General features: G+C 66.0%; 28 protein-coding genes and 1 tRNA gene. 11 read left to right on the forward strand and 18 right to left on the reverse strand.

The window, feature by feature from the left end:
* The first annotated feature begins 19 nt into the window (after positions 1-19).
* Together LZ585_RS04515 and LZ585_RS04520 are read left to right on the forward strand one after the other, a co-directional pair.
* Positions 20-1,816 (forward strand): MFS transporter, encoded by a 1,797-nt coding sequence (locus tag LZ585_RS04515; protein ID WP_234855236.1) that lies wholly within the window; start codon positions 20-22, stop codon positions 1,814-1,816.
* 64 nt (positions 1,817-1,880) lie between these two features.
* On the forward strand, positions 1,881-2,243 hold the full coding sequence (locus LZ585_RS04520) for a response regulator transcription factor (protein WP_234855237.1): 363 nt from the start codon (positions 1,881-1,883) through the stop codon (positions 2,241-2,243).
* A 3-nt stretch (positions 2,244-2,246) separates the two neighbouring features.
* On the opposite strand, the gene LZ585_RS04525 is transcribed toward LZ585_RS04520, so the two are convergent.
* The 6 genes from LZ585_RS04525 to LZ585_RS04550 form a co-directional block, all read right to left on the reverse strand.
* Positions 2,247-2,519, reverse strand: coding sequence for a hypothetical protein (locus LZ585_RS04525; protein WP_234855238.1), 273 nt, complete (start codon positions 2,517-2,519; stop codon positions 2,247-2,249).
* 51 nt (positions 2,520-2,570) lie between these two features.
* On the reverse strand, positions 2,571-2,963 hold the full coding sequence (locus tag LZ585_RS04530; protein ID WP_234855239.1) for a hypothetical protein: 393 nt from the start codon (positions 2,961-2,963) through the stop codon (positions 2,571-2,573).
* A gap of 136 nt (positions 2,964-3,099) precedes the next feature.
* The gene (locus LZ585_RS04535) at positions 3,100-3,327 is read right to left on the reverse strand and encodes a hypothetical protein (protein WP_315857634.1); all 228 of its coding nucleotides are present in this window, start codon (positions 3,325-3,327) and stop codon (positions 3,100-3,102) included.
* Positions 3,328-3,524: 197 nt separating this feature from the next.
* Positions 3,525-4,307, reverse strand: a complete 783-nt coding sequence (locus LZ585_RS04540) for a metal ABC transporter permease (RefSeq protein WP_234855241.1) — start codon at positions 4,305-4,307, stop codon at positions 3,525-3,527.
* Positions 4,307-5,053, reverse strand: a complete 747-nt coding sequence (locus tag LZ585_RS14940) for a metal ABC transporter ATP-binding protein (protein ID WP_390625097.1) — start codon at positions 5,051-5,053, stop codon at positions 4,307-4,309. Before LZ585_RS14940 ends, LZ585_RS04540 begins: the two co-directional genes overlap by 1 nt.
* On the reverse strand, positions 5,050-5,547 hold the full coding sequence (locus LZ585_RS04550; protein WP_234855242.1) for a Fur family transcriptional regulator: 498 nt from the start codon (positions 5,545-5,547) through the stop codon (positions 5,050-5,052). The genes LZ585_RS14940 and LZ585_RS04550 overlap by 4 nt, the downstream gene beginning before the upstream one ends.
* 88 nt (positions 5,548-5,635) lie before the next feature.
* On the opposite strand from LZ585_RS04550, the gene LZ585_RS04555 reads away from it, so the two are divergent.
* Together LZ585_RS04555 and hemP are read left to right on the forward strand one after the other, a co-directional pair.
* Positions 5,636-6,580, forward strand: a complete 945-nt coding sequence (locus LZ585_RS04555) for a zinc ABC transporter substrate-binding protein (RefSeq protein WP_234855243.1) — start codon at positions 5,636-5,638, stop codon at positions 6,578-6,580.
* Between the two features lie 103 nt (positions 6,581-6,683).
* Positions 6,684-6,860: a hemin uptake protein HemP gene (gene hemP / locus LZ585_RS04560; protein WP_234855244.1), complete on the forward strand. Its 177-nt coding sequence runs from the start codon at positions 6,684-6,686 to the stop codon at positions 6,858-6,860.
* Between the two features lie 54 nt (positions 6,861-6,914).
* On the opposite strand, the gene LZ585_RS04565 is transcribed toward hemP, so the two are convergent.
* Positions 6,915-8,525: a pseudouridine synthase gene (locus tag LZ585_RS04565; protein ID WP_234855245.1), complete on the reverse strand. Its 1,611-nt coding sequence runs from the start codon at positions 8,523-8,525 to the stop codon at positions 6,915-6,917.
* A 113-nt stretch (positions 8,526-8,638) separates the two neighbouring features.
* On the opposite strand from LZ585_RS04565, the gene LZ585_RS04570 reads away from it, so the two are divergent.
* Together LZ585_RS04570 and LZ585_RS04575 are read left to right on the forward strand one after the other, a co-directional pair.
* Positions 8,639-9,091: a nucleoside deaminase gene (locus tag LZ585_RS04570; protein WP_234855246.1), complete on the forward strand. Its 453-nt coding sequence runs from the start codon at positions 8,639-8,641 to the stop codon at positions 9,089-9,091.
* A 41-nt stretch (positions 9,092-9,132) separates the two neighbouring features.
* Positions 9,133-9,206 (forward strand) — tRNA-Gly (locus LZ585_RS04575).
* Between the two features lie 13 nt (positions 9,207-9,219).
* Here LZ585_RS04575 and LZ585_RS04580 read toward each other — a convergent pair.
* From LZ585_RS04580 to LZ585_RS04605, 6 genes are all read right to left on the reverse strand, one after another.
* The gene (locus tag LZ585_RS04580; protein ID WP_234855247.1) at positions 9,220-9,525 is read right to left on the reverse strand and encodes a hypothetical protein; all 306 of its coding nucleotides are present in this window, start codon (positions 9,523-9,525) and stop codon (positions 9,220-9,222) included.
* Positions 9,526-9,612: 87 nt separating this feature from the next.
* On the reverse strand, positions 9,613-10,479 hold the full coding sequence (mmsB, locus tag LZ585_RS04585) for a 3-hydroxyisobutyrate dehydrogenase (RefSeq protein WP_234855248.1): 867 nt from the start codon (positions 10,477-10,479) through the stop codon (positions 9,613-9,615).
* Complete coding sequence (locus LZ585_RS04590; protein ID WP_234855249.1) at positions 10,476-11,483, reverse strand: enoyl-CoA hydratase/isomerase family protein; 1,008 nt, start codon at positions 11,481-11,483, stop codon at positions 10,476-10,478. The genes mmsB and LZ585_RS04590 overlap by 4 nt, the downstream gene beginning before the upstream one ends.
* A 3-nt stretch (positions 11,484-11,486) precedes the next feature.
* Positions 11,487-12,632 (reverse strand): acyl-CoA dehydrogenase family protein, encoded by a 1,146-nt coding sequence (locus LZ585_RS04595; RefSeq protein ID WP_234855250.1) that lies wholly within the window; start codon positions 12,630-12,632, stop codon positions 11,487-11,489.
* 33 nt (positions 12,633-12,665) lie between these two features.
* Positions 12,666-13,829 (reverse strand): carboxylate-amine ligase, encoded by a 1,164-nt coding sequence (locus tag LZ585_RS04600; protein ID WP_234855251.1) that lies wholly within the window; start codon positions 13,827-13,829, stop codon positions 12,666-12,668.
* Between the two features lie 102 nt (positions 13,830-13,931).
* Complete coding sequence (locus LZ585_RS04605; protein ID WP_234855252.1) at positions 13,932-15,431, reverse strand: CoA-acylating methylmalonate-semialdehyde dehydrogenase; 1,500 nt, start codon at positions 15,429-15,431, stop codon at positions 13,932-13,934.
* A gap of 97 nt (positions 15,432-15,528) precedes the next feature.
* On the opposite strand from LZ585_RS04605, the gene LZ585_RS04610 reads away from it, so the two are divergent.
* The 4 genes from LZ585_RS04610 to LZ585_RS04625 all read left to right on the forward strand — a co-directional run bounded on the left by LZ585_RS04610 (position 15,529) and on the right by LZ585_RS04625 (position 18,403).
* Positions 15,529-16,440, forward strand: a complete 912-nt coding sequence (locus LZ585_RS04610; RefSeq protein WP_234855253.1) for a LysR family transcriptional regulator — start codon at positions 15,529-15,531, stop codon at positions 16,438-16,440.
* Positions 16,441-16,497: 57 nt separating this feature from the next.
* Positions 16,498-16,959, forward strand: a complete 462-nt coding sequence (locus LZ585_RS04615; RefSeq protein WP_234855254.1) for a CBS domain-containing protein — start codon at positions 16,498-16,500, stop codon at positions 16,957-16,959.
* Positions 16,960-17,035: 76 nt separating this feature from the next.
* A complete protein-coding gene (gene coaD, locus LZ585_RS04620; RefSeq protein WP_234855255.1) occupies positions 17,036-17,530 on the forward strand; it encodes a pantetheine-phosphate adenylyltransferase in 495 nt (164 codons plus the stop codon).
* A gap of 72 nt (positions 17,531-17,602) precedes the next feature.
* The gene (locus tag LZ585_RS04625) at positions 17,603-18,403 is read left to right on the forward strand and encodes a DUF2189 domain-containing protein (RefSeq protein ID WP_234855256.1); all 801 of its coding nucleotides are present in this window, start codon (positions 17,603-17,605) and stop codon (positions 18,401-18,403) included.
* Here LZ585_RS04625 and LZ585_RS04630 read toward each other — a convergent pair.
* The 5 genes from LZ585_RS04630 to LZ585_RS04650 all read right to left on the reverse strand — a co-directional run bounded on the left by LZ585_RS04630 (position 18,400) and on the right by LZ585_RS04650 (position 23,492).
* Complete coding sequence (locus LZ585_RS04630; RefSeq protein ID WP_234855257.1) at positions 18,400-19,122, reverse strand: SDR family oxidoreductase; 723 nt, start codon at positions 19,120-19,122, stop codon at positions 18,400-18,402. The genes LZ585_RS04625 and LZ585_RS04630 overlap by 4 nt on opposite strands.
* Position 19,123: 1 nt before the next feature.
* Entirely contained in the window at positions 19,124-19,972 is an 849-nt protein-coding gene (locus tag LZ585_RS04635) for a fumarylacetoacetate hydrolase family protein (RefSeq protein WP_234855258.1), read from the reverse strand.
* Between the two features lie 153 nt (positions 19,973-20,125).
* Complete coding sequence (locus LZ585_RS04640; RefSeq protein WP_234855259.1) at positions 20,126-20,626, reverse strand: bactofilin family protein; 501 nt, start codon at positions 20,624-20,626, stop codon at positions 20,126-20,128.
* Positions 20,616-21,905 carry a M23 family metallopeptidase gene (locus LZ585_RS04645; RefSeq protein ID WP_234855260.1) on the reverse strand — a complete coding sequence of 430 codons (1,290 nt, stop codon included), beginning with the start codon at positions 21,903-21,905 and terminating at the stop codon, positions 20,616-20,618. Before LZ585_RS04645 ends, LZ585_RS04640 begins: the two co-directional genes overlap by 11 nt.
* Positions 21,906-22,094: 189 nt before the next feature.
* Entirely contained in the window at positions 22,095-23,492 is a 1,398-nt protein-coding gene (locus tag LZ585_RS04650) for a helix-turn-helix domain-containing protein (RefSeq protein WP_234855261.1), read from the reverse strand.
* A 175-nt stretch (positions 23,493-23,667) separates the two neighbouring features.
* On the opposite strand from LZ585_RS04650, the gene LZ585_RS04655 reads away from it, so the two are divergent.
* Entirely contained in the window at positions 23,668-24,924 is a 1,257-nt protein-coding gene (locus LZ585_RS04655; RefSeq protein WP_234855262.1) for a helix-turn-helix transcriptional regulator, read from the forward strand.
* Positions 24,925-24,964 lie beyond the last annotated feature (40 nt).

Consider the following 24,964-nt stretch of genomic DNA (forward strand, 5'->3'; position numbering starts at 1 on the left):
CCCAACAGGAGGAGGATTGATGGCTTACGCATCGCCCGACGCGACGACCCGTTCGCGTCCCATGACATCCGAGGAAAAGAAGGTCATCCTGGCCTCGTCCGCGGGCACGATCTTCGAATGGTACGATTTCTACCTTTACGGCTCGCTGGCCTCGATCATCGGCGCGCAGTTCTTCACGGCCTTCCCGGAAGCGACGCGCAACGTGTTCGCGCTGCTGGCCTTTGCGGCGGGCTTCCTGGTCCGTCCCTTCGGCGCGCTTGTCTTCGGGTCGCTGGGTGACATCATCGGGCGGAAATACACCTTCCTGGCCACGATCCTGATCATGGGCTTCTCGACCTTCCTGGTCGGCCTTCTGCCCGGATATGCGTCCTGGGGGATCGCAGCCCCGATCATCCTGATCGCGCTGCGGATGTTGCAAGGCCTGGCGCTTGGCGGCGAATACGGCGGGGCGGCGGTTTATGTGGCCGAACACGCGCCGCAGGGACAGCGCGGCTATTTCACGGCCTTCATCCAGACCACGGCGACGCTGGGTCTGCTGCTGTCGCTGGTGGTGATCCTGATGGTCACGGCTTATGTGAACGGCAACTATCCCATGGTTCCGCAACTGGGCCTGGACGGACAGCCGCTGCTGGACGCGACCGGCGCCCAGGTCATGCTGGAGCCGTTCCGGGCCTGGGGCTGGCGCATCCCGTTCCTGGGTTCGGTCTTCCTGCTGCTGATCTCGCTCTATATCCGCCTGCAGATGAACGAATCCCCCGCCTTCAAGAAGATGAAGGAAGAAGGCGCGCAGTCCAAGGCACCGCTGAAAGAGGCTTTTGGCAACTGGAGAAACGGCAAGATCGCCCTGATCGCGCTGTTCGGTCTGACGGCAGGCCAGGCCGTCGTGTGGTACTCGGGCCAGTTCTATGCCCTGTTCTTCATCCAGAACGTGGTCAAGGTCGACCAGTTCAGCGCCAACGTCTTTGTCGCCTGGTCGCTGATCCTGGGCACTGCGGGCTTCATCTTCTTCGGCTCGCTGTCCGACCGCATCGGCCGCAAGCCGATCATCCTGGGCGGCTGCGCCCTGGCTGCCGCGACCTATATGTGGGTTTTCCCGATGCTGACCAGCGTCGCCAACCCGGCGCTGCACGCGGCCCAGGAAACCCCGGTCATCGTGACCGCCGCGCCTGACGACTGCTCGTTCCAGTTCAACCCGGTCGGCACCGCGCAGTTCAACAACAGCTGCGACATCGTCAAGGCGGCACTGTCGCGGTCGTCCGTGAACGTGCAGGAAACGGTCGAAGCCCCGGCAGGCACCGTGGCCTCGGTCCAGGTGGGCGAGACGGTCATTCAGGCCTATGACGGCAACACGCTGACGGGCGATGCCCTGGCTGCGGAAAAAACCCGCTTCACGGCCGAAGTCAACGCGGCGCTGACTGCGTCCGGCTATCCGCTGACGGCTGCCGACAACACCACCATCGCCAAGGCCAACCACTTCTTCGACATCTTCAACGGGCAGAACATCAAGGTCGTGCTGATCCTGACCTATCTGATCGTGCTGGTGACGATGGTCTATGGTCCGATCGCCGCGCAGCTGGTGGAACTCTATCCGACCCGGATCCGCTATTCTGGCCTGTCGCTGCCCTATCACATCGGCAACGGCTGGTTCGGCGGCCTGCTGCCCGCGACCGCCTTTGCGATCTCGGCCCAGACCGGCAACATCTACGCGGGCCTGTGGTATGCCATCGTGATCGCAGTCATGACGGTGATCATCGGCACCCTGTTCGTGCCGAACGACAGCCACAAGAAGAACATCTTCGCCGACGACAACGTGTGATCCCTGCCCGGGCCGGGAAACCCCCGGCCCGGCATCCCCCTGTTAGTCCAGGAAAGCTTGGCTCATGGCGCGCATTCTTGTTGTCGAGGACGAGGACAACATCGCCATGGCCCTGGAATTCCTGCTGGCCCGCGACGGCCATGCTCATTCGCGCCATTCGCAAGGCGGCCCGGCGCTGAACGCGATCCGCAGCGAACGCCCAGACCTGGTGCTGCTGGACGTGATGCTGCCGGATATGTCCGGTTACGAGATCGTGGAACGGCTGCGCGCAGATCCGGGTCTTTCGGGTGTGCGCATCCTGCTGATGACCGCGCGCGGGTCCATTGTCGAAAAGCGCCGTGGCATGGCGCTTGGGGCGGACGGCTTCATCGCCAAGCCGTTCGAACTGTCCGAACTGCGGGCCGAAATGATGCGGCTGCTAAGCTGAAAACTATCTACGCCGCTTCCACAGCGACCAGAGGGCCAGCCCGATGGCAATATAGACCGCATTCACGACAAGTCCGGCCAGCACCTGCGTGGGCAGCGGCTCGGGCCGGGTGGTGGCGCCGGTCAGCGGAATGATCACCGCCACGAAGAAGGCCCCTGCGGCCAAGGGCAGCAACATCCCCGTGATCGGGCGGTTGCGCAGGGTTGTCAGCAGCAGCGCCACCAGAAGGCCGATCCTAAACACATCCCCGGCTTGTGCGGCCAGCAAATCACCCATCACCGATTCCTTTGCATTTTCCGCAACCTAGCCGATTCAGCAAGCCGGGGTCTATAAGGGGATCTCGGGCTGGTCGGGGTCTATGGGAACCTGCGGGCCATCGGTGCCGCCTAGGTCGCGCAGCGATTCTCCAAGCGGAGGAGGCGGGGGCGCATCGGCGCGGCGGCGGATCAGGATGTCGCCATTCTCCAACCGCTCGGGGGGCTGGTAATTGCCCAGGTCATCGACCAGAACCGCCAGATCCTGCAGGACCGGCCCCAGATCGGTCAATGCCGCGCCCATGCCCTGGCCCAGTTGGCCCAGCTGCGGCCCGAATTCGGTCCACAGGTTGTCGGCGATGATGCCAAGGCCGCGTTCGACCAGGCCAAGCCCGTCCTCGGTCTCGGGTTGCGCGGCCGCCGGAACGGGTGCCGCCATAAAGGCCAGGATCAGAAGCCGGTGCATGGTCACCTCGCAGGTTTCCCGAACGGTCTGGGGACAGGTTACGCCCGGCCTCGGTTCCTGTCCACCGGCGCAACGAAAAAGGGCTGGCCAAAAGCCAGCCCTTTATATCCGACGGAACCCGGGTTCCGTTCAGAAATCAATCTTCAGCAGTGGTGTTGTTATCATCGTCGTCGTCGTCCGAAGCGACGGCGGCGATAACGCCCAGCAGCAGCAGGGCCGGGACAACCAGGCCAGCGTTGGTCGAAGCGGGACGCTCCTCCACAACAACAGGCTCAACGTCCACGATGGGGGCGACATAGCCACCGGCCAGAGCCGAAGTGGCGGTCAGGCCAAGAGCGGCAGCGAAAGTAGCGAATTTGGTCATGATCATGCTCCGTTTCGTTGAAAGCTGCCGTCACCGGCAACATCGAGGCGACAGTTACACAATCCCCAGACGTTTGAAAGCTGCATTGGTTCAAATCCGTCGCTGGCTCGTGCAGACTGTTGCATATTGGCCAACACCCCTGCCGACCCTTGGTTCCGCCATGGAAATGGTGCCTCCAGGGGTGTTGCAATCCTGCACTAAGTGCGGCGAAAAGCTTGCGAAATCAGGAAAATCATGGTGGCCGCGGCCACGATGGACGGACCCGCCGGAGTGTCCGCGCGCAGGCTGGTCCAAAGCCCCGCCATGACCGACAGGGCCGCGATCAGCATGGCGTTGCCAACCATCCTTTCGGGACTGCGCGACAATCCGCGGGCGGCAGCCGCCGGAACGATCAGCATGGCGGAAATCAGCAGCGATCCGACCACCCGGATCGACAAGGCCACCACGACCGCCAGCGCAAGGGACAGCACCAGCCGTTCGACGCGGGGGTCGATTCCGGCGGCCATGGCCAGCTCCTCGTTCAGCGATGCGGTCAGCAGCCGTTGCCACCGCCAGACAAGAACGGCCAGCACCGCGGCCGCGCCCGCCCAAATCAGCGCCAGATCGCCCCGGCCCACCGCCAGGATGTCGCCGAACAGATAGGCCGACAGATCCGATCGCGCTGTGGGCACAAAGCTGATCGCGACCAAGCCGATGGCCAAGGCGGAATGCGACAAGACGCCCAGCATCGTGTCCATCGCCTGCCCCCGCGACACCAGCGACGAGATCGCCAGGGCCATCGCCAAGGCCACCAGCATCGTGCCGGCATAAATCGAGATCTGGAAGGCCAGGCTGATCGCCACGCCCAGGATCGCCGCATGGGCGGTGGCGTCACCGAAATAGGCCATGCGCCGCCACACGACAAAGCTGCCCAGGGGGCCAGCGACAAGGGCGATGCCCAAGCCCGCCAGAACCGCGCGGATGAAGAAATCGTCCAGCATCAATGCGCCCCGGCATGGTGGTGATCATGGTCGTGATCATGATCATGGTGGTGGCGATACAGTGCCAGCGTACCCTCGGCCTCGGCCCCGAACAGGGCGCGGTATTCGGGGGCGGTGCTGACGTGCTGGGGGGTGCCCTCGCAGCAGACATGGCCGTTCAGGCAGATCACCCGGTCGGACGCGCGCATCACCACCAGCAGGTCGTGGCTGACCATCAGGATGCCGGCGCCGGTCTGGCGGCGCACCTCCTCGATAAGCTTGTAGAAGGCGACGATGCCGGGCTGGTCCAACCCTTGCGTGGGTTCGTCCAGCACCAGCAGTTCAGGGTCGTGCAGCAGCGCGCGGGCCAGCAGCACCCGTTGGAACTGACCGCCCGACAACTGCGTCAACTGGCGCGCGCCCACCCCATCGACGCCTGTCCGGGCTAGGGCCTGGGCGGCGTCGCGGTCGTCCACACGGCGGGGCAGGGACAGGAAGCGGCGCACGGTCATGGGGATGGTGGTATCGACCAGCACCCGTTGCGGCACATAGCCGATGCGCAACCCCGGCTTGCGTGCGACCTGGCCCCGTGCCAGCGGCATATGCCCCAGCAGCGCCCGCACCAGCGAGGATTTGCCCGATCCGTTCGGCCCGACCACCGTCACGATCTCTCCGGCCGCAATGCGGAAGTCGACGCCCTCCAGGACGGTTTCCTGTCCGCCCGGCCGATGGATGGTGAGGCCCTGGGCCTGGATCAGGGCGGTCACGGCTGGGTTCCTGCGCAGGCGGGGCAAAGGCCTAATGCCTCGATCGTGACGCGCTCGACCTGGAAGCCGTTTTCGGCGGCCAGAGCCGTCAAGGCGTCGCGGACCGGGGCGGCGGGCAGTTCGGCCAGCATATCGCAAGACCGGCAGATCAGAAAGGCGGGCGCATGGTCGTGGCCGGGATGCAGGCAGGCGGCAAAGGCGTTCAACCGTTGCAAGCGATGCGCCAACCCATGTTCCACCAGAAATTCCAGGGCGCGATAGGCCACTGGCGGCTGCCGGCCGAATCCCTCGGCCGCCAGGCGGTCCAGAACCTCATAGGCACCCATGGCCCGGTGCGATTCCAGCAGGATTTCAAGGGTCCGCCGCCGGACGGGGGTTAGCCGCGCGCCGTTTTCGGCCAGACGGTCGCGCGCTTGGTCAAGCGCGCGCGTTTCGCAAGCCTGATGGTCGTGCGGGGCAAAGGCGGGGGTTGGATGGACAGCGTGATCGGTCAATTTGTTACTTTATCACATTTATGATTGACTTGTTATGATGTAACATGAAAAAGCGCGGACCTGCAAGAAACCAAACAAAAGGTGCACGATGCGCATGATGCTTTCCGTTCTGGCCTTGACGGCCGCTGGCCCGGTCACGGCCCAGCCCTTGCAGGTGGTCGTCGATACCCCGATCACCGCATCCCTGGTCGCGCAGGTGGCAGGCGATCTTGCGCAGGTGCAGGTTCTGCTGCCGCAGGGGGCCAGCGCGCATCATCACCAGATGCGCCCCTCGGATGCGCGCGGCTTGCAGGATGCGGGCCTGCTGGTCTGGACGGGACCGGAACTGACCCCCTGGCTGGACCGCGCCGCTGCCTCGGTGGGGGCCGAGACCCCTCAACTGCGCCTGCTGGAGGTGCCGGGCACGCATCTGCGCGGATATGGCGACGATCACGGCCACGATCACGACGACCATGCGCATGACGACCATGCGCATGACCACGATCATGGCCATGACCATGACGGCACCGATTCTCATGCCTGGCTGGATCCGGCCAATGCAAGGCTCTGGCTGGAGGCCATCGAGGAAATGCTGGAGCAGACCGACGCCGGAAATGCCGATCTTTATGCCCGGAATGCGGCGGCGGCGGATCGCCGGCTTGCGGATCTGGATGCGCGAATCCAGACGGAACTGGCCCCTTATCGCGATGACGGCATTGTCGTTTTTCACGACGCCTATGGCTATTTCACCGACCATTTCGGATTGCGCCCCGCCATTGCAGTATCCTTGGGCGATGCCAGCACCCCGTCCGCCGCACGCCTGAGCCAGATTCGCGACCAGATCGCCGAGACCGGGGCAACCTGCGCCTTTCCTGAATTTGGCGGCGATCCCAAGCTGGTGCAGACCGTTATCGAGGGCACCCTGGTCAGAATGGGGAACGAACTGGAACCCGAAGGAGGAATGCAGGAAATCGGGCCCGGATTATACGAACAAACGCTGGAGAACATGGCGGCTGTTCTGGCCGGATGTCTTGGCGGGGAACAGCCAAAATAACACTGTTCGGACGCGGAAAAGATTTCCGACTATTTTACTTTGACAATCCATATTGTTTTCGTCAGATTTGCTGCAATGCAAGGCTAACCCCAAGAGGCTGATCATGACCGCAGTACGTCCCGCAGATTTCCAGCACCCGGCGACCAGCGTTCTGACGCGCATCCCGCAGCATGAAGCGACGCAACTGACGCGGGGCGGCAACCAGGCGCTGATCGTCCTGGACGAACAGATCTATCAACTGCGCATCACGCGCGCGGGCAAGTTGATCCTGACGAAGTGATCCCTCCTTCGTCCCGGACCGGCCCTTGAGGGCGGCCCGGGGGCGGGCGGCGGATCACCCGCGCGGCTTGCCTCCGGGACGACCGCCCGGTTTGCCTTCGGGCCGCCCGCGCGGCTTGTCGGTGAACCGGGCGTCCTGACCACCCCCGGCACCGCTGCGTGCGGGTTTCGGCCCGCCCGGTTTTCCAAAGGACTTGCGTTCGCCCGGCTTGCCGCCTCCATGCGGCCCATCGGCCCGAGGCCTGTCCCCACGCGGCCCGTCCCCACGCGGCTTGAACCCCCGTTCGCCGCCCGGCTTGCCCTCTCCCCGTGGCTTGAAGCCGCGTTCTGCGGGTTTTCCATCGCCCCTGGGCTTGAAGCCCCGTTCACTGTCGGTCCGATCACCATCCCGACGAGGCTTGAAGCCCCCCTCGGGCCGGTCGCCCCTTGGCTTGTAGCCGCGCTCACCCTCGGGGCGATCACCGCGGGGCTTGTAGCCGCGTTCGCCTTCGGGCCGGTCGCCTCTTGGCTTGAACCCCCGATCACCCTCGGGACGGTCGCCGCGCGGCTTGTAGCCCGGCTTGCCGCCGCGCGCGTCCCCGGTGGGCTTGTTGAAACGTGGCCGATCGCCGGCGCCATCGCGATCCTCGCGCGGCTTGCCGGACCAGGGGCGGGCAGGGCGGTCGTCGCCTTGCGGGCGCTTGTCCCGGAATTGCGGCCGGTCATCGCCGCCCTCGGACCAGGGCCGTGCGGGGCGATCCGAACTGTCGCGCGGACCGCCGGGCTTGCGCACAAAGCGGCCTTCCCCTTCGCCGCCGGCAGACCGGAAGCTGCGGCGGGGCGCTTCGCCATCATCCCGGCGCGGACGGGTGCCTTCGGCGCCACGGGGACGCATTTCGCGGTCCTTGGGGGCGTTTTCCTCGCCCGTCAGCAGCCCGCCCAACTGGTCGCGCAACACGCGGCGCTTGACCTCGACCACCTCGTTCTTTTCCATGCCGGTCAGCTTGAAGGGACCATAGCCGATGCGGATCAGCCGGTTCACCTGCAAGCCCACATGCGTCATCGCCCGGCGGATTTCGCGGTTCCTGCCTTCGCGGATGCCGACAGACAGCCAGGCATTGGCACCTTGCTGGCTGTCCAGCTTGATTTCCATGGGCGCGAATTCCTCGCCCTCGATGGTGGCGCCCCGGCGCAGCGGGTCAAAGGTCATGTCGCTGGGCGTGCCGTTCACCCGCACCCGATACCGCCGCAGCCACCCGGTCGAGGGAAGCTCCAACCGCCGCTTCAATTCGCCGTCGTTGGTCAGCAGCAGCAGGCCTTCCGAGGTCAAGTCCAGCCGCCCGATGGTCATCACGCGCGGCAGGTCACGGGGCAGGGCGTCGAACACCGTCTGGCGGCCCTTTTCATCGGCCTCGGACGTGACAAGGCCAATGGGCTTGTAATACAGCCACAGCCGCGTTTCCTGCGGTTCGTCCAGCTTTTTCCCGTCCACGGTGATATGGTCGCTGGGCAGCACGTCCAGTGCGGGGCTGTCGATTTTCTTGCCGTTCACCGTGACCCGGCCTTCCAGGATCATGCGTTCGGCGTCCCGGCGGCTGGCCACGCCCGCACGGGCCATCACCTTGGCGATGCGGTCGGCGGACTGGCTGGCGGATTGGCGGGGTGCTGGCGTAGTGTCGTCGGTCATGGCGATCTCTCCTGCGCATCGCTGCGGTGGCAAAGGCGCGCTTCTAGCGGGCGCGCGGGACGGGGGAAAGGGCGACTTGCACGGTGGCCGCGCCCCTGCGACAAGGGGGTCATATGACCCGCTTCACCTCTCATATGGCCCTGGCCTTGGATCAGGCAAGGGCTGCGGCGCTGCGGGACGAGGTTCCGGTGGGCGCCGTCGTGGTAGCCCCCGACGGCCGGGTGGTCGCGGCGGCAGGAAACCGGACGCGCGAATTGTCCGATCCGACGGCCCATGCCGAGATCCTGGCGATCCGGGAAGCCTGCCGGGCGGTGGGATCGGAACGGCTGCCCGGCCATGACCTGTGGGTCACGCTGGAACCTTGCCCCATGTGCGCGGCGGCGATTTCCGCGGCGCGGATCGGACGGCTGTATTACGGGGCCAGCGACGTGCGCATGGGCGGGGTCGAACATGGGGCAAAGGTGTTCGACCATCCGCAATGCCATCACCGCCCGCAGGTTTACGACGGGATCGACGCCAAGAACGCGAGGGCGCTGTTGCAGGGTTTTTTCCAGACCCGCCGATGACGGTTGCACGACCCGCGCGCCTGGCCTATACCACCGCCCATGCGGGTGTAGCTCAATGGTAGAGCAGCAGCCTTCCAAGCTGAATACGTGGGTTCGATTCCCATCACCCGCTCCAACCTTTCCCCCGATCAATCGAAGGCGACGCTGTCCTTGCGCAGGATGGATTGCAGTTCCATCGTCTGTGGGTCGATGCGGACCAGGTGCCCGTCAACGATCGCATAGCGGCTGCCACGAAGGTCCGATCCAAGGCCATAGCGGCCGGGCTGTTCGATGAGGTTGATGTCTTCGGCCGACAGCCTGTCGCCGGGCGTCAGCACGCGCGGTTCCGTTTGCACTGCCGGAGTTTCCTGCGCTTGAGGGGCCTGGTTGCCGAGAATGGCGATCACGACGGCTGCCCCTGCGGCGGTCGCGATTGCCATGGTCTTGCGTATCATCGTCCTGCCCGGCATTTTTCGATCCTTCGCAGGGAAAACCGGTCGGGCGCCGTCCGGGTTCCCTGGTTTCGTCACAGTTCTGTCGTGTCAGCCGTTTTTTTCGACAAAGCGTGGCAACATTGCCGAAAAGTCCCGGCCGCGCCCACCTTCCTGTTCAACGAACTGGTGGTAAAGCTGTTGCGCAAGCGCACCCATCGGGGTGTCCGCCCCGGCCGAGGACGCAGCGGCCTGAGACAGGTTCAAATCCTTCAGCATCAGTTCGGCGGCAAAGCCCGGCTTGTAACCGTTGTCGGCGGGCGATTTCGGACCTACGCCAGGTGCCGGGCAATACGCGTTCATGGACCAGCTGTAACCCGAGGATGTCGACACCACGTCGAACATCCTCGCGCGGTCCAATCCCAGCTTGTCGGCCAGCGCAAAAGCCTCGCAGGTGGCGATCATGGTGACGCCCAGGATCATGTTGTTGCAGATTTTCGCGGCCTGTCCGGCGCCCGCATCGCCGCAATGGACGGCCTTCTGGCCCATGATGTCGAACAGCGGGCGGACGGTCGCAAAGGCATCGTCCGGCCCGCCCACCATGAAGGTCAGCGTGCCCGCCTGCGCCCCGCCGATGCCGCCCGACACCGGCGCGTCAAGCGCCCCCAGCCCTGCCGCCCGGGCCTGGTCTGCCACCGCGCGGGCGCTGTCCACGTCAACGGTGGAGCAGTCGCAAAGGATCGCGCCCGGTTTCATCGCGGGAATCACCTGGTCGGCCACGGCGCGCAGGATGGGACCGTTGGGCAGCATGGTGATGACCACGTCGGCGTCGGCTGCCGCAGACGCGGCGCTGTCGGCCAGGGTCAGGCCCTCGGGCCGGGCGGCGGTGTCGAAGCCCGTGACCTCGTGCCCGGCCTGCGCCAGGTTCAGGGCCATCGGCGCGCCCATGTTTCCAAGCCCGATGAATGCGATCTTCATGCCGGTTCCCTCCAGCTCAGTTCATGTGCGCCCAAGGGTGCCAGCAACGCCGCCACATGGTCGGGGCTGGCGTCGGACATCCACCTGGGCTTGCGGTCCTTGTCAATGATCTGGGCGCGCACCCCTTCCAGGAAATCGGTTTCCTGCGTCGCGCGATAGGTGAAGCGGTATTCCCGGGCCAAGGCATCCTGCATCCGGGCGTCGCCGCGCGCCGCGCGCACCATGGCCAGCCCCGCCGCCATCGACAGGGGCGAATTGGCGTGCAGGATCTTCAGGGTTTGGGCGTCGCCGTCCTGTTCCAGCGCGTCGATGATGTCGGCCACCGTGTCCTGGGCAAAGGCCGACAGGTCGCGGGTCTTCAAGGGGGCCGAGGGTGCGTCGCCGCCCTCGATCAGGGACAGATCGCCCGTGGCCTCCAGGCGGTCGATCAGATCGGGCCAGCGATCCTCGGGAAGATAGGTGTCGGCAAACCCCGCGTGGATCGCATCGCCCGCGCCCATCCGCGCCCCGGTCAGCGCCAGGTATTCGCCGATCCGGCCGGGCGCACGGGACAAAAGCCAGGTGCCCCCCACGTCCGGGATCAGGCCGATCCCAGATTCGGGCATGGCGATCTGCGTCGTGTCGCCGACGATGCGATGGCTGGCATGACCGCCAACCCCCACGCCCCCGCCCATCACGAAGCCCCCCATGAAGGCCACGATGGGCTTTGGATAATCGGCAATCGCCGCGTTCATGCGGTATTCGTCGGCAAAGAAACGCTGTCCCAGGGCATAGTCCCCTGCCAGGCCCGCGCGATAGACCGCCGCGATGTCACCGCCCGCGCAAAAGGCCCGGTCCCCTTCGGCGTCGATAATGACCAGCTCGACCTGCGGGTCATCACGCCAGCCGTCCAGGGCGTCGTGGATCGCCAGGGCCATCTCGTGGCTCAGCGCGTTCAGCGCCTTGGGCCGGGTAAAGGTGATGCGCCCGGCGCGGCCGGATTTGCGGATGTTCAGGTCGTCCAATTCTTACCCCCGTTCGGCCAGCATCGCCCGTCCGACGATCAGGCGCATGATCTCGTTCGTGCCTTCCAGGATCTGGTGGACGCGCAGGTCGCGCACGATCTTTTCGATCCCGTAATCGGCCAGATAGCCGTAACCGCCATGCAGTTGCAGGCAGCCGTTCGCGACCTCGAAGGCGCGGTCGGTGACGTGCAGCTTGGCCATCGCGCAGAACTTGGTGGCATCCGGGGCGTGGGTGTCAAGCTTCCATGCCGCCTGGCGCAGGAAGATGCGCGAGGATTGCAGGGCTGTTTCCATCTCGGCCAGGCGGAATTGCAGGGCTTGGAACTGGTCCAGGCTTTGCCCGAAGGCGCGGCGTTCGCCCATATAGGCCAGTGTCGCGTCAAGCGCCGCCTGCGCCCCGCCAAGCGCGGTCGCCGCGATGTTCAGCCGACCGCCATCCAGACCCGCCATGGCATAAGCGAAACCGCGCCCTTCATCGCCCAGAAGGTTGTCGGCGGGGATGTCGCAGTCATCAAACTGGACCTGCGCGGTGGGCTGGGCGCGCCAGCCCATCTTGTCTTCCAATGCGCCAAAGGACAGGCCGGGGATGCCATCGGGGACGATCACGGCGCTGATGCCCTTGGGTCCGTCGCCGCCGGTGCGGACCATGGCGATATAGGCGTCCGAATAGCTGCCGCCCGAGATGAAGGCCTTGGTGCCGTTCAGCCGCCAGCCGGCATCCGTCCGGTCGGCGCGGGTGCGCAGGGCGGCGGCGTCCGATCCGCTGCCCGGTTCGGTCAGGGCATAGCTGAACACGGTGTCCATCCCGCACAGCCCCGGCAGCCAGCGGGCCTTGGCGTCCGGCGATCCGAACTTGTCGATCATGCCGCCGCACATATTGTGGATCGACAGAAAGGCCGCGACCGAGGGGCAGGCCATGGCAAGCGCCTCGAACACCAGGGTGCCGTCCAGGCGCGACAGGCCCGACCCGCCGTATTCCTCGGCAACATACAGCCCGCCGAAACCCAGGGCCGCCACGTCTGTCCACAGGTCGCGCGGGATGGTGCCCCGGGCTTCCCAGTCGCGGGCATTGGGGGCGATGCGATCCTGGCCGAAATCGCGCGCCATGTCGAAGATGGCCTGCTGTTCCTCGGTCAGCGCGAAATCCATGTCCCCATCCCCTTGTCGAAATTGAACATGCGTTTAATTGCCCGGCCTGCCCGGGTTTGGCAAGGGTTGCAGGCCGTGGTGGAATTCGGCGGCCAGGTGGCGGACCAGTTCGACCATCGCCTGGTCCCGCGTGGCGCCCGCAGCGGTGGCGCGGGCCAGGACGGCGCGCTGGCGTGCGGCAGACCCGCCCGATGCCACCATTTCGCGCGTATGGGCGACTTGGGGCTGGCTGCCCAGGGCATCGGCGTCCGGGGCGATCAGGGCCAGCCAATCCTCGATGGCTTCGGCAAAGGGGATGATCTGTCCCGCGCCAAAGTCGATCATTCCTTCAGTCATGCCGTAACGAACGGCCCGCCAGCGGTTCTCGCCCAGCAAAAAGGGGTCGTATTGCCGCCAGCGTTGGTTCTGCCGCGACAGGCGCCACAGCATCCGCAGCGTGGCCTGGTTCAGCGCCGCCAGCGTGATCGTGTCGTCCAGCCGGGGCGAGGCGTCGCAGACCCGCGTTTCCAGCGTCGGAAACCTGGACGAGGGCCGCAGATCCCACCAGATCTTGGAACTGTCCCCGATGATGCCCAGGTCGGCCAGCGCCCGGACCGACCGGTCGTATTCGTCCCAGCCCCCGAACTGCGGGGGAAAGCCGGTCCGGGGCATCCCGCCGAAGACGGTGGTGCGATAGGATGCAAGCCCCGTATCGCTGCCCTGCCAGAATGGGCTGGAGGCCGACAGCGCCAGAAGATGCGGCAGGAAATAGGTCATCTGGTTCATCAGGTCGATGCGCATGGCGGGCGATTCGATGCCCACATGGACGTGCATCCCGCAGATCAGCATCCGGCGCGACACCGCCCCCATGTCGCGCGACAACTGGTGATAGCGATCCTTGTCGGTGTGGAACTGGTCGCGCCAATCCGCGAAGGGGTGGCAAGACGCCGAAATGGGCGCCAGCCCGTATTCCCCCGCGATCCGCGCCACCGTCCGGCGCAGATGCGCCAGGTGATCGCGCGCCTGGGCGATGTCGGCCGATACCGGCGTTCCGACCTCGATCTGGCAGCGCAGGAATTCGGGGCTGACGGCGTCGCCCAGGACGTCCCGGCAATCGGCCATCATGGCATCGGGGGCAGGGGCAAGCTGGCCCGTGTCCGGGCTGACAAGCAGGTATTCTTCCTCGATGCCAAGGGTGAAAGGGGGATCGTCGGACATGGGCTTCCTTTGCTGGCTTGCGTGGGATGGAAGCGCGCGGCTGCCCGCAATGCAAGGGGCGGGTCAAGGAAAGGGCGGGGATGATCCCCGCCCTTTGTTGTCTCAGTCCATGGCGCGGAAGTTGAACTCCCCGCCTTCCTTGATGCCCGACGGCCAGCGGGCCGTGACGGTCTTGGTCCGGGTATAGAACCGGAAGGCGTCCGGCCCGTGCTGGTTCAGGTCGCCGAAGCCCGATTTCTTCCAGCCGCCGAAGGTGTGGTAGGCCAGCGGAACCGGGATCGGCACGTTGATGCCGACCATGCCGATGTTGATGCGGCTGGCGAAATCGCGGGCGGTGTCGCCGTCGCGGGTATAGATCGCGGTGCCGTTGCCGTATTCGTGGCTCATCGCCAGGCCGATGGCTTCCTCGTATGATCCGGCGCGGACGGTGGACAGGACCGGGCCGAAAATCTCGGTCTTGTAGATGTCCATGTCGGGGGTCACGCGGTCAAACAGATGAGGGCCGACGAAGAAGCCGTTCTCGTAGCCCTGCAGGTGGAAATCGCGGCCGTCGATGACCAGTTCCGCGCCCTGGTCCACGCCCGTCTGCACCAGCCGCAGGATGTTTTCCTTGGCGGCCTTGGTGACGACCGGACCGTAATCCACATCGTCGCCGGCGGTCCACGGGCCGACCTTCAGCTTCTCGATCCGCGGCACCAGCCGCTCGATCAGCGCGTCGGCGGTCTTTTCGCCAACCGGGACGGCCACGGAAATCGCCATACAGCGCTCGCCCGCCGCGCCATAGCCCGCGCCGACCAATGCATCCGCCGCCTGGTCCAGATCGGCGTCCGGCATGATGATCATGTGGTTCTTGGCGCCGCCAAAGCACTGCGCCCGCTTCCCCGTCGCCGCCGCGCGTTCATAGATGTACTGCGCGATCGGGGTCGATCCGACAAAGCCCACGGCCTGCACGGTCGGGTTGTCCAGGATCGCATCGACGCTGTTCTTGTCGCCGTTCACGACTTGCAGGATGCCGTCGGGCAGGCCTGCCTCTTGCAGCAGCGCGGCCAGCATCAGCGGCACGGACGGGTCGCGTTCCGACGGCTTCAGGATCATCGCGTTCCCGGCAGCCAGGGCCGGACCCATCTTCCACAGCGGGATCATGGCGGGAAAGTTGAAGGGCGTGATGCCCGCCACCACGCCCAGCGGCTGGCGCATGGAATACATGTCGATACCGGGGCCTGCGCTGTCGGTGAACTCGCCCTTCAGCAGATGCGGCGCGCCCACGCAGAACTCGATCACCTCAAGGCCGCGCTGAACGTCGCCCTTGGCGTCGGGAAAGGTCTTGCCATGCTCGGAGGACAGCGCCTCGGCCAGCTTGTCCATGTCGCGGTTGATCAGGCGCACGAATTCCATCATCACCCGGGCGCGGCGCTGGGGGTTGGTGGCACCCCATTTGACCTGCGCTTCGGCCGCGCGTTCGACGGCATGGTCCAGTTCGGCCTTGGTGGCCAGCGACAGGCGCGCCTGAACCTCGCCCGTGGCGGGGTTGAAGACATCGCTGAACCGGCCCGACGTGCCCTTGTATTCCTTGCCATCGATCCAGTGGTGAATCTCTTTCATCGCATCCTCCTTGATTGGGCGCAGCCTAGCCTTGCGGAATTGCCGGAGAAAGGGGCAGGGTGGCAAAGACGTTTTGCATAATTGCAAAGGGGCACGGGTGGACTGGGACGACTTGCGCATCTTTCTGGCAGTGTCGCGGGCCGAAAGCCTGTCCGGCGCGGGCCGCAGGCTGGGCATGGACGCGTCCACGGTCGGGCGCCGAATCGCGCGCCTGGAGGCATCCGTCGGTGCGGCGCTGTTCGCCAAGACCCCGCAGGGATATGCCCTGACGGCCGAGGGGGCACGCCTGGTCGCCCCTGCCGAGGCCGCCGAGCAGGGCGCCAATGCCGCAGCCGAGGCGACCCGCCGCGAGGCCGGGCTGACCGGCCAGTTGCGCATCGGCGCGCCGGATGGCTGCGCGAACTACCTGCTGCCGCAGGTGGCGCGCGACCTGTGCGCCGCCCACTCGGGGCTGGAAATCCAGATCGTCGCCCTGCCGCGCGTCGTGAACCTGACCAAGCGGGAGGCCGACATGGCTGTGGCGGTCTCGCCCCCGGATACGGGTCGGCTTACCGTGCAACGGCTGACGGATTACCACCTGCACCTGGCCGCGCACGCCGATTACCTGCGCGCCGCCCCGCCGATCCGCGATTTGTCCGACCTGCGCGGGCATCGGATGATCGGATACATTCCCGACATGATCTTCGACCGGGAACTGGATTATCTGTCGCAGACCGGGGTGCAGTCGGCGGCGATCACCTCAAACTCGGTGTCGGTGCAGATGCAGGCGATCCGGGCGGGGGCGGGCGTCGGCATCGTGCATGACTTCGCCATTCCCTTTGCGCCGGGGGTGGAACTGGTGCTGCCCGAACGCATCGCCCTGAAGCGCAGCTTCTGGTTGATCCGCCATGCCGACGACCGCGCGTCCCGGCGGCTGTCGCTGCTGGCCGACCTGCTGGCGCAAGGCCTGCGGGCCGAAGTCGCGCGCCTTGAATCGCTGCTTTCGGCCTCGCGCCTTTGTAGCCCTTGACGGATCACGATTCGGGGAAAATGATGAACCAGCAATATCGCTATTGGAGAATGCCCCATGCTCGTCAATCAGCTGCTGTCGACCAAATCCAGCTCGGGAAAGCCGGGGATCGAGGCACAGACGATCTTGACCATTCGCCCGGATGCAACCCTGGGCGAAGCGGTGAAGGTTCTGTCCGAGCATCGCATCGGCGCCGTGGTCGTGTCCGAGGACGGAAGGAAACCGCAGGGCATTCTCTCGGAACGCGACATCGTGCGCCAGCTTGGCGCGCAGGGCGCCGGGGTTCTGTCCACCCCGATCAGCGACGTGATGACCCGCGCCGTGCAGACCTGCACGATGGGCGACGACGCCCTGGCGATCCTGGAACGCATGACCCAGGGGCGGTTCCGGCATATGCCGGTGGTCGATCCCGACGGCAATATGCTGGGCGTGGTGTCCATCGGCGATGCGGTCAGCGGGCGGCTCAAGGAACTGGCCGCCGAGAAAGAGGCCCTGACCGGGATGATCATGGGGGCCTGACAGCCCGCGCAATCGCTTGCAATCTTGGCAGGAATCCGCTTTTCCTGCAGGGCAGGCAAGCAAAGGACGCCCGTTCATGCGCATCGGTCTTTATCCCGGCACCTTCGATCCGATCACGCTGGGCCATGTCGACATCATCCAGCGCGCCATGGCGCTGGTGGATCGCCTGGTGATCGGCGTCGCCATCAACCGCGACAAGTCCCCCTTGTTCGGGCTGGAAGACCGCGTGGCGATGGTGCAGGCCGAATGCGCCCAGATCACCGAGCGCACCGGGGGCGAGATCGTCGTCCACCCGTTCGAGAACCTGCTGATCGACTGCGCCCGAGACGTGGGTGCCCAGGTCATCGTGCGCGGGCTGCGCGCGGTCGCGGATTTCGAATACGAATTCCAGATGGTGGGCATGAACCGCGCGCTTGATTCCAGCATCGAGACGGTGTTCATGATGGCCGATGCCCGGCGCCAGGCCATCGCATCCAAGCTGGTCAAGGAAATCGCGCGCCTTGGCGGCGACGTGTCGAAGTTCGTGACGCCCCCTGTGGCCGAGGCCTTGGCGGAACGGTTTCGCGGATAAGGCTTGCGACGAACTGTCGCGCTGCTAGCATCCTTCCGAACGCGCGCCTGCCATGACACCCGGAGGGATTCCTTGGCCCGATCCGACCTGCCCGCGCGCGACCATGCCAACCTGCCCGACATCCTGCCCGAGCCGGGCCATATCGCCCTGTCGGATTTGTCCGATGCCCTGACCCTGGGCTGGCGCGATTTTCGCCGCGCCCCAGCCTTCGGACTGATCTTTTCCGCCTTTTACGTCCTGGGGGGCTGGGCCTTGGCATCCGTTGCCTTTGCATCGGGACAGGACTGGTGGCTGATCCCCTTCATCCTGGGGTTTCCGTTGATCGCGCCCTTTGCCGCCGTGGGCCTTTATGAGGTCAGCCGCCGGATCGAGGCGGGCGAGCCGCTGGAAACCGCCCGCATCCTGCGCGTCGTCTTTGAACAGCGGCAGCGGCAGATCCCGTCCATGGCAATGGTGATCCTGCTGTTGTTCATGTTCTGGGTCTTTGTCGCCCACACGGTTTTCGCGCTGTTCATGGGTGTGTCGGCGCTGACCAACATCACCACCTCGCCCGAGGTGCTGTTTGGGGGCAGGGGGCTGGTGATGCTGGTTCTGGGCACAGTGATCGGCGGGGGCTTTGCGGCCGTTCTGTTCTGCTTCACCGTTGTGGGCCTGCCCCTGCTGTTGGACCGAGAGGTCGACTTCATCACCGCCATCATCACGTCCTGCCGGGCGGTTGTGGAAAGCCCGGGCGTGATGGCCGTCTGGGGGGCGCTGATCGCGATCTGGCTGTTCGTGGCGATCATTCCCGGATTTCTGGGACTGCTGATCGTGTTGCCGGTGCTGGGCCATGCCAGTTGGCACATCTATCGCCGGGTGATGGGTGGCGGCTAACCCCGCCCGATAAAGGGCATGGTGGTGGCCATCACGGTCATGAACTGGACATTCGCCCCCGGCGGCAGGCTTGCCATGTGCAGAACGGCATCCGCCACCACGGACACGTCCATCAGCGGTTCCGCATCCGGGGAATTGGTGCTGACCTGGGTCAGCAATTCGGTCGCGGCATTGCCGATGTCGATCTGGCCGCAGGCGATGCCAAAGGGACGCCCGTCCAGCGACAGCGACTTGGTCAGCCCGGTCACGGCGTGCTTGGACACCGTATAGGCGACCGATCCAGGACGCGGGGCATGGGCGGAAATGGATCCGTTGTTGATGATCCGCCCGCCTTGCGGATCTTGCCCGCGCATCAACCGAAAGGCAGCGCGGGCGCAAAGGAACATCCCCGTCACGTTGACCGCGATCACGTCGCGGAAGATGCCGGGGTCGACGGCGTCGGGCGTGGCGGGGTTCGCGCCGCGCCCGGCATTGTTGAACAGCACCTCCAGCCGCCCCCATTCCGCATGACAGCGGTCGAACGCGGCATCCACCGCAGTTTCGTCGGTCACGTCGCAGGGCAGGATCAGTGCGGGGTTTTCCCCGGCGGTTTCCCGCAATGCATCGGCCCGGCGTCCCAGAAGCGCGACCCGCCAGCCCGTCGCCAGAAAGCGCCGCGCGGTGGCCCGCCCGATGCCGCTGCCTGCGCCGGTGATGATGATGGATCGCGCGCCGCCCATGTCAGACCGCCCTTTGCCGCTGTTCGCCCAGGCCTTCGATGCCCAGCCGCATGACTTGGCCGCGCTGAAGATAAACTGGAGGCTTCTGCCCCATGCCCACGCCCGGCGGCGTGCCGGTGGCGATCACGTCGCCCGGATGCAGCGTGGTAAAGCGCGAGGCATAGGCCACGATTTCCAAAGGCCCGAACACCATCGTCGCGGTCGTGCCGTCCTGGTAGCGATGCCCGTCCACGTCCAGCCACAAGCGCAGGGCAAGCGGATCGGGGATTTCATCGGCAGTGACCAGCCAGGGGCCGATGGGACCAAAGCCGTCATAGCCCTTGCCCTTGTCCCAGGTGCCGCCGCGCCGCAATTGCCAGTCGCGTTCGCTGATATCGTTGATGAGGCAATATCCGGCGATGTGGTCCGCCGCCCGCTCCTGCGGAATGTCCCGCCCGCCGTTGCCGATGACGATGCCCAGCTCGACCTCCCAATCGGTCGTCGCCGAATCCGGCGGCAGGGCGAGGTCGTCGTCCGGTCCGGCAATGCAGCTGGTCCATTTGGTGAACAGGATCGGCTCGGCCGGCACCTCCATGCCCGCCTCGGCGGCATGGTCCGCGTAATTGAGACCGACCGCCAGGAACTTGCCGACCCCCGCCACGCAAGCCCCCAGTCGCAGATCCTGCTGCGGGGCGCCCGAAACCAGCGGCAGCGATGCCGGGTCGATCGCGCGTAGCGCGGCCAGCCCCTCAGCCGTCAGGCAGGCGCCAGCGATATCCGCGACATGGGCCGACAGGTCACGGACCCGGCCATCACCGTCCAGAATCCCCGGCCGTTCCGCGCCCTTTGCGCCATATCTGACAAGTTTCATGCATTCCCCCAATTGCGATGATCGCAAGCCTAACCCATGTTGCCGCACGGGATTTTGCCCAATCGCCAGATGCTTTATGCTGCAGCCGAGGAAAGTCGGACATGGCAAAACGGCCCGCGCGGGACACGGGCCGTCCTGATTGCACGAAAGTGCCTATTCCGACGCGGGTGGTGCCAGCTTCTTGGTCGGGCCGTTGGCGATGGGGTCTTCCTGCCGCTGAACGGATCCTTCGAAATGCGCACCGGATTCGATGGCGATGGTCTTGTGGATGATGTCGCCCTCGACCCGTGCGCTGGCGGACAGGCGGACCTTCAAGCCCCGGACGCGGCCCACGACACGACCGTTCACGACGACCTCGTCGCCCACGATCTCGCCCCGGATGGTGGCGGTTTCGCCGATGACCAGTTGATGCGCGCGGATGTCGCCTTCGACGGTGCCTTCGATCTGGATGTCGCCTTCGGTGCGGATGTTGCCCGTGACCGTCAGGTCCGAGGACAGGATCGACGGCGCGGACCGGCGCGCGGGCGTCGCGGCAATGGCCGTCTCAGTCTTGTGATCATAGGTGGGGGCAGGTGCCGAAGCGGCGGACCCATCGGGTCCGGGGGTCGCGGGATTTGTCTGCGGTTTCTCGGTTACGCGGGTCTTACTGAACATTGCTTGCAGCCTTGATGAAGCTCATCGGGTCAACGGCCCGACCCTTCATGCGCACCTCGTAATGCAGATGCGGCCCGGTCGAGCGTCCGGTATTGCCCATATCACCGATCCGCTCTCCTTGCGACACCCTTTGGCCGACCTTGACGCGAATCCGCGACAGGTGGCCGTAGCGCGTCTCGACGCCCAGTTCATGTTCGATCTTGATCAGGTTGCCATAGGCCCCTTGGCGCCCTGCAAAGGTGACGACCCCGTCGCCCGGTGCATGGATCGGCGTGCCGACCGGGGCGGCCATGTCGATGCCTTCATGCGCGCGGCCCCAACGCCGCCCGAAGCCCGAAGTATAGCGGAACGAATCCTTTACCGGCATTGCCAGCGGCAGCTTTTCCATGGCGATGCGATAGGTGTTCATCTGGTCCAGCGTGACGATGATCTGGTTGGCCTTTGTCTCGCTGTTGGTCAGGGCGGCATTGCCGCGGGTGGAACGGCCCATCGGCGTCAGGGGGCCGCCCTGGCCGGAATAGCCCTCGCGGATGGTGTCCAGCACGTCGTCGGGGTTCATGCCCACCGACCGGAACACTTGATCCAGCGGTTCGACCGACACGCTGACCGCGTCTTCCAACTGGGTCAGGATTTCATCGTTGCGCGCCAGGATCTGGTCGCGTTCCAAGGCCAGTTCCTCGGCCGTCTGGAGGGCGGCCTCGGCTTGCTGGACGGCGGTGGCGCGTTCGTCGGCGGTTTGGCGCAATTCCCCGGTAAGGATGTCCAGGGCGGCGGCGACTTCCTGTTCGCGGGCAGGCTCGGCTGCGTCGGATCCGGTCGCGTCGACCACGGCGCGGGCGTCGTTGCGTTCGCTGATCGCGTCGCGCAGGGTGGACTGGACCATGCCAAGCCCGGCTTCCAACTCGCGGCTGCGCTCCTCGGACGCCAGCAGTTGGGACTGCATCTGCGACACCTGTTCCAGGGCCACGGCAAAGCGGTTCTGCGCGGCCAGCGCCTCGGCCGCGCGGGCGTCGCGTTCCTGGGACAGTTCGGTCAGGCGCGCCTCGAACGAGGACTGGGTGCGGGTGATCTGGTCGCGGGCGGACCCTGCGCTGATCGCGTCGATGGCCAGGACCGAGCTTGCAACCAGCGTCCAGCCGAAGGCAAGGGTGATGCCGCTGACGCCGATCAACTGGGTCAAGGGACGCAGGCGGACGAACCGGGTATCGTCATCGGACCGCAGGAACAGGCGCTTTTCAGGCAGAATGCGTTCCAGCGAGGCGTTGAGGCGGTTCGTCACATTCGGCAAATCATGTCCCCCGACAATGCACCCCTGTTTGGCCGGGGCGATCTGGTTCCAGTTGCGGTCGGGTTAATCGCAACTGTGTCGTCCTGGCAACAACCGCAGTCACCTTGGTTCCTCTTATGCGCGAAACACCGCCTCTCCGGGCAAGAATCCGCCGAACGCTTGTGCGGGAAACCTGCAAGCCTATGAAATTTCATAAGGAAGCGGTCCATGTCGGTCGGCGGGGATGCGCAGCGGCCGATCAATCGGCGGGACCGACCGCTGGTGGCAATCCGGCCTGGGGCAGATCCGGCAAGAGATCCCGATCGGTTCGAAGGCGCGCGGCTTGGTCAGATCCAGCCCGTCGGCGTAAACGACGCTGCCTGCATGGGACACTTCGCAACCCAGGCCGATGGCAAAGCGGCGGACCGGGGCGTTGAAGGCGCCTGCGTGTTTCGACACGTCGCGGGACATCAGCAGGTAACGCATTCCGTCCGGCGTTTCGGCCAGCTGGCGCAGGAAGCGCCCCGGCTGTTCGAAGGCCTGGTGGACATTCCACAGGGGGCAGGCGCCACCGAAACGGGCGAATTGCAGCCGCGTGGCGGAATGTCGCTTGGTGATGGTGCCAGCCTGATCGACGCGGACAAAGAAGAAAGGCACCCCCTTGGCGCTTGGCCGCTGGAGCGTGGACAGCCGGTGCGCCACCTGTTCCAGCGATGCGCCGAACAGATGGGACAGCCGTTCCAGGTCGTGGCGTTCCGCCTGGGCTGCGGCCAGAAAGGGGCGATAGGGCATCAGCGCCGCCCCGGCAAAGTAATTGGCCAGGCCCACCCGTGCCACGTCCCGCGCGGTCTGGCTGCGGAACCGTGCCAGATCCAGTGTCGCCTCCAGCAGGTCGGATTGCCGTTCCAAGGCCACCAGGTGCAGCAGCTGGAACAGCTGGGTGGGCCGTTCGGCCGCGGCATTCACCTGGATGTCGGACCCTGTGCGGCGAAAGACCGCGTTGGCAGGCAGTTCGGCCCGCGTGACCCGGATTCCGCGTTGCGCCAGGGCGGCGACGCCGGCGTCCCAAAGGTCCAGGCGCTGGCCCGCCGGGCAGGCAAAGCGTTCCGCCGCCCGGTCCACGGCGTCGATATAATTGTCGCAATAATGGAAGAAGTCGCGCACCTCCTCCCACGGGGTTGAAAGGGCATTCTGGCTGGATGCGCCGATCGCCTCGTCCAGGGCCGCCAGGCGTTCCTGGCCTTGGCGGTGGGCGCGGTACAGATCCAGAAAGGCGCGCGCCAGAACCGGGGCGTTGGTCGCAGCCAGGCGCAGGTCGGCCAGGGGCGGGGCGGCGTCGAACAGCGGATCGGCCAGGGCTTCCTGCATGTCGATGACCATGCGTTCCGCATCGCCCGCCGCCAGCGTGGTCAGATCGACGCCGAATTCCTGCGCCAGACGCAGCAGCACGCCCGCGGAAATCGGACGGTGGTTGTTTTCCATCTGCGACAGATAGGGCAGCGACACCCCCAGCCGTTCGGCAAAGCGCCGCTGGGTCAGCCCGCTGCGGCCCCGCGTTTCGCGCAGCGAGGTGCCTGCATAGATTTTCTGAGTGGCCATGATGATCCCCCATCTTTGCAAAAGCCGCCATAGCGTTTGCAAAGCGGTCCCGGCAAGGGCCGTGATAGGGGAAGGCGACGGGGTGCAGGTCAGGATCATGGCGTGATCGTGGCCTAAAAACCCTAAGATATCGTTGCTGCTTGCGCGGCGCCCGAAGGCGGGCTTTCATCGCGGCATGAAGCAACGCCCTGGCAGCCGCATCCTGACCGGAACCCGCATTCGCGAACGCCGTCTGGCGCTGTCGCGGCGGCAGGCGGACGTGGCGCGGGCGGCAGGGATTTCAGCGGCTTACCTGAACCTGATCGAACACAATCGCCGTCCGGTGGGCGATCACCTGGTCCTGCGCCTGGCCGCCGCGTTGGAGGTGTCGGCCGCCGAGTTGGCCGAGGGGCGAGAGGAAGCCCAGATCGCCGCCCTGCGCGAGGCGGCGGTGCGCCTGCCCGACAACGTGACCCCGGAACTGGAACAGGCGCCCGAACTGCTGGCCCGATTCCCAGGCTGGGCGGCGGCCCTGATCGCCACCGCGCGCCGGGCCGATGCCCTGGAACGCCAGCTTGTCACGCTGTCGGACCGGATGCGGCAGGATCCCTATCTGCTGACCACCCTGCACGAGGTGCTGTCGGCCGTTACCTCGGTCCGGTCCACCGCCTCGATCCTGGCCGAGGGGGGCGAGATCCCGGCCGACTGGCGGGCGCGGTTCCATGCCAACCTGGACGGCGACAGCCTGCGCCTGTCCAATACGGCGCAGGCCCTTGTGGCCTATCTGGACAGCTTCGACACCCAGGACGCCATCTTCACCCCGCAGGAGGAAGTGGAGGCCTGGTTGGCCGCAGGCGCGCCGCCGGTGGACGATGCAGGCGATCTGGCATCCGATGCGGCTCGCGCCCTGGCCCGCGCGCATCTGCGCCGGATGGAGGAGGAAAAGGCGGCCTTGCCGGACGCCGCCCTGGCCGTGGCGGCCGAGGATCCAGACCCCCTGCGCATGGCCGGGCGTTTGCGCCAGCCGCTGGATCTGGTCATGCGCCGCCTGGCGGTGCTGAAGCCCGCAGGCTTCGAATCCGCGGGCCTGCTGGTCTGCGACGGATCGGGGGCGCTGACGCTGCGCCGCCCCGCGCCGGGCTTTCCGCTGCCCCGTCCGGGCGATGCCTGCCCGTTGTGGCCGCTGTTCCAAGCGCTTGTCGTCCCCCAGACAGCCATCGCCAGGCTGGTCGAAGCGCCGTCCGGCCGCCGTTTCCGCACCCTGTCGCTGGCCACCCGCCACCAGCCGCTGGGCACGGACGGCCCGGTCCTGACCCGTGCGCAGATGCTGATCCTGCCCGACGAGGCAGGATCGCCCGCCCGGCCCGACCTGCTGATCGGTCCGGCCTGCCGCATCTGCCCGCGTGCGGAATGCGCGGCGCGGCGCGAACCCTCGATCCTGCTGACGGGGTGAACACAGGCTTTGACAGCAGCCGCCCGACCGTCACATTATC

This window comes from Paracoccus everestensis (genome assembly GCF_021491915.1).
GTDB lineage: Bacteria > Pseudomonadota > Alphaproteobacteria > Rhodobacterales > Rhodobacteraceae > Paracoccus > Paracoccus everestensis.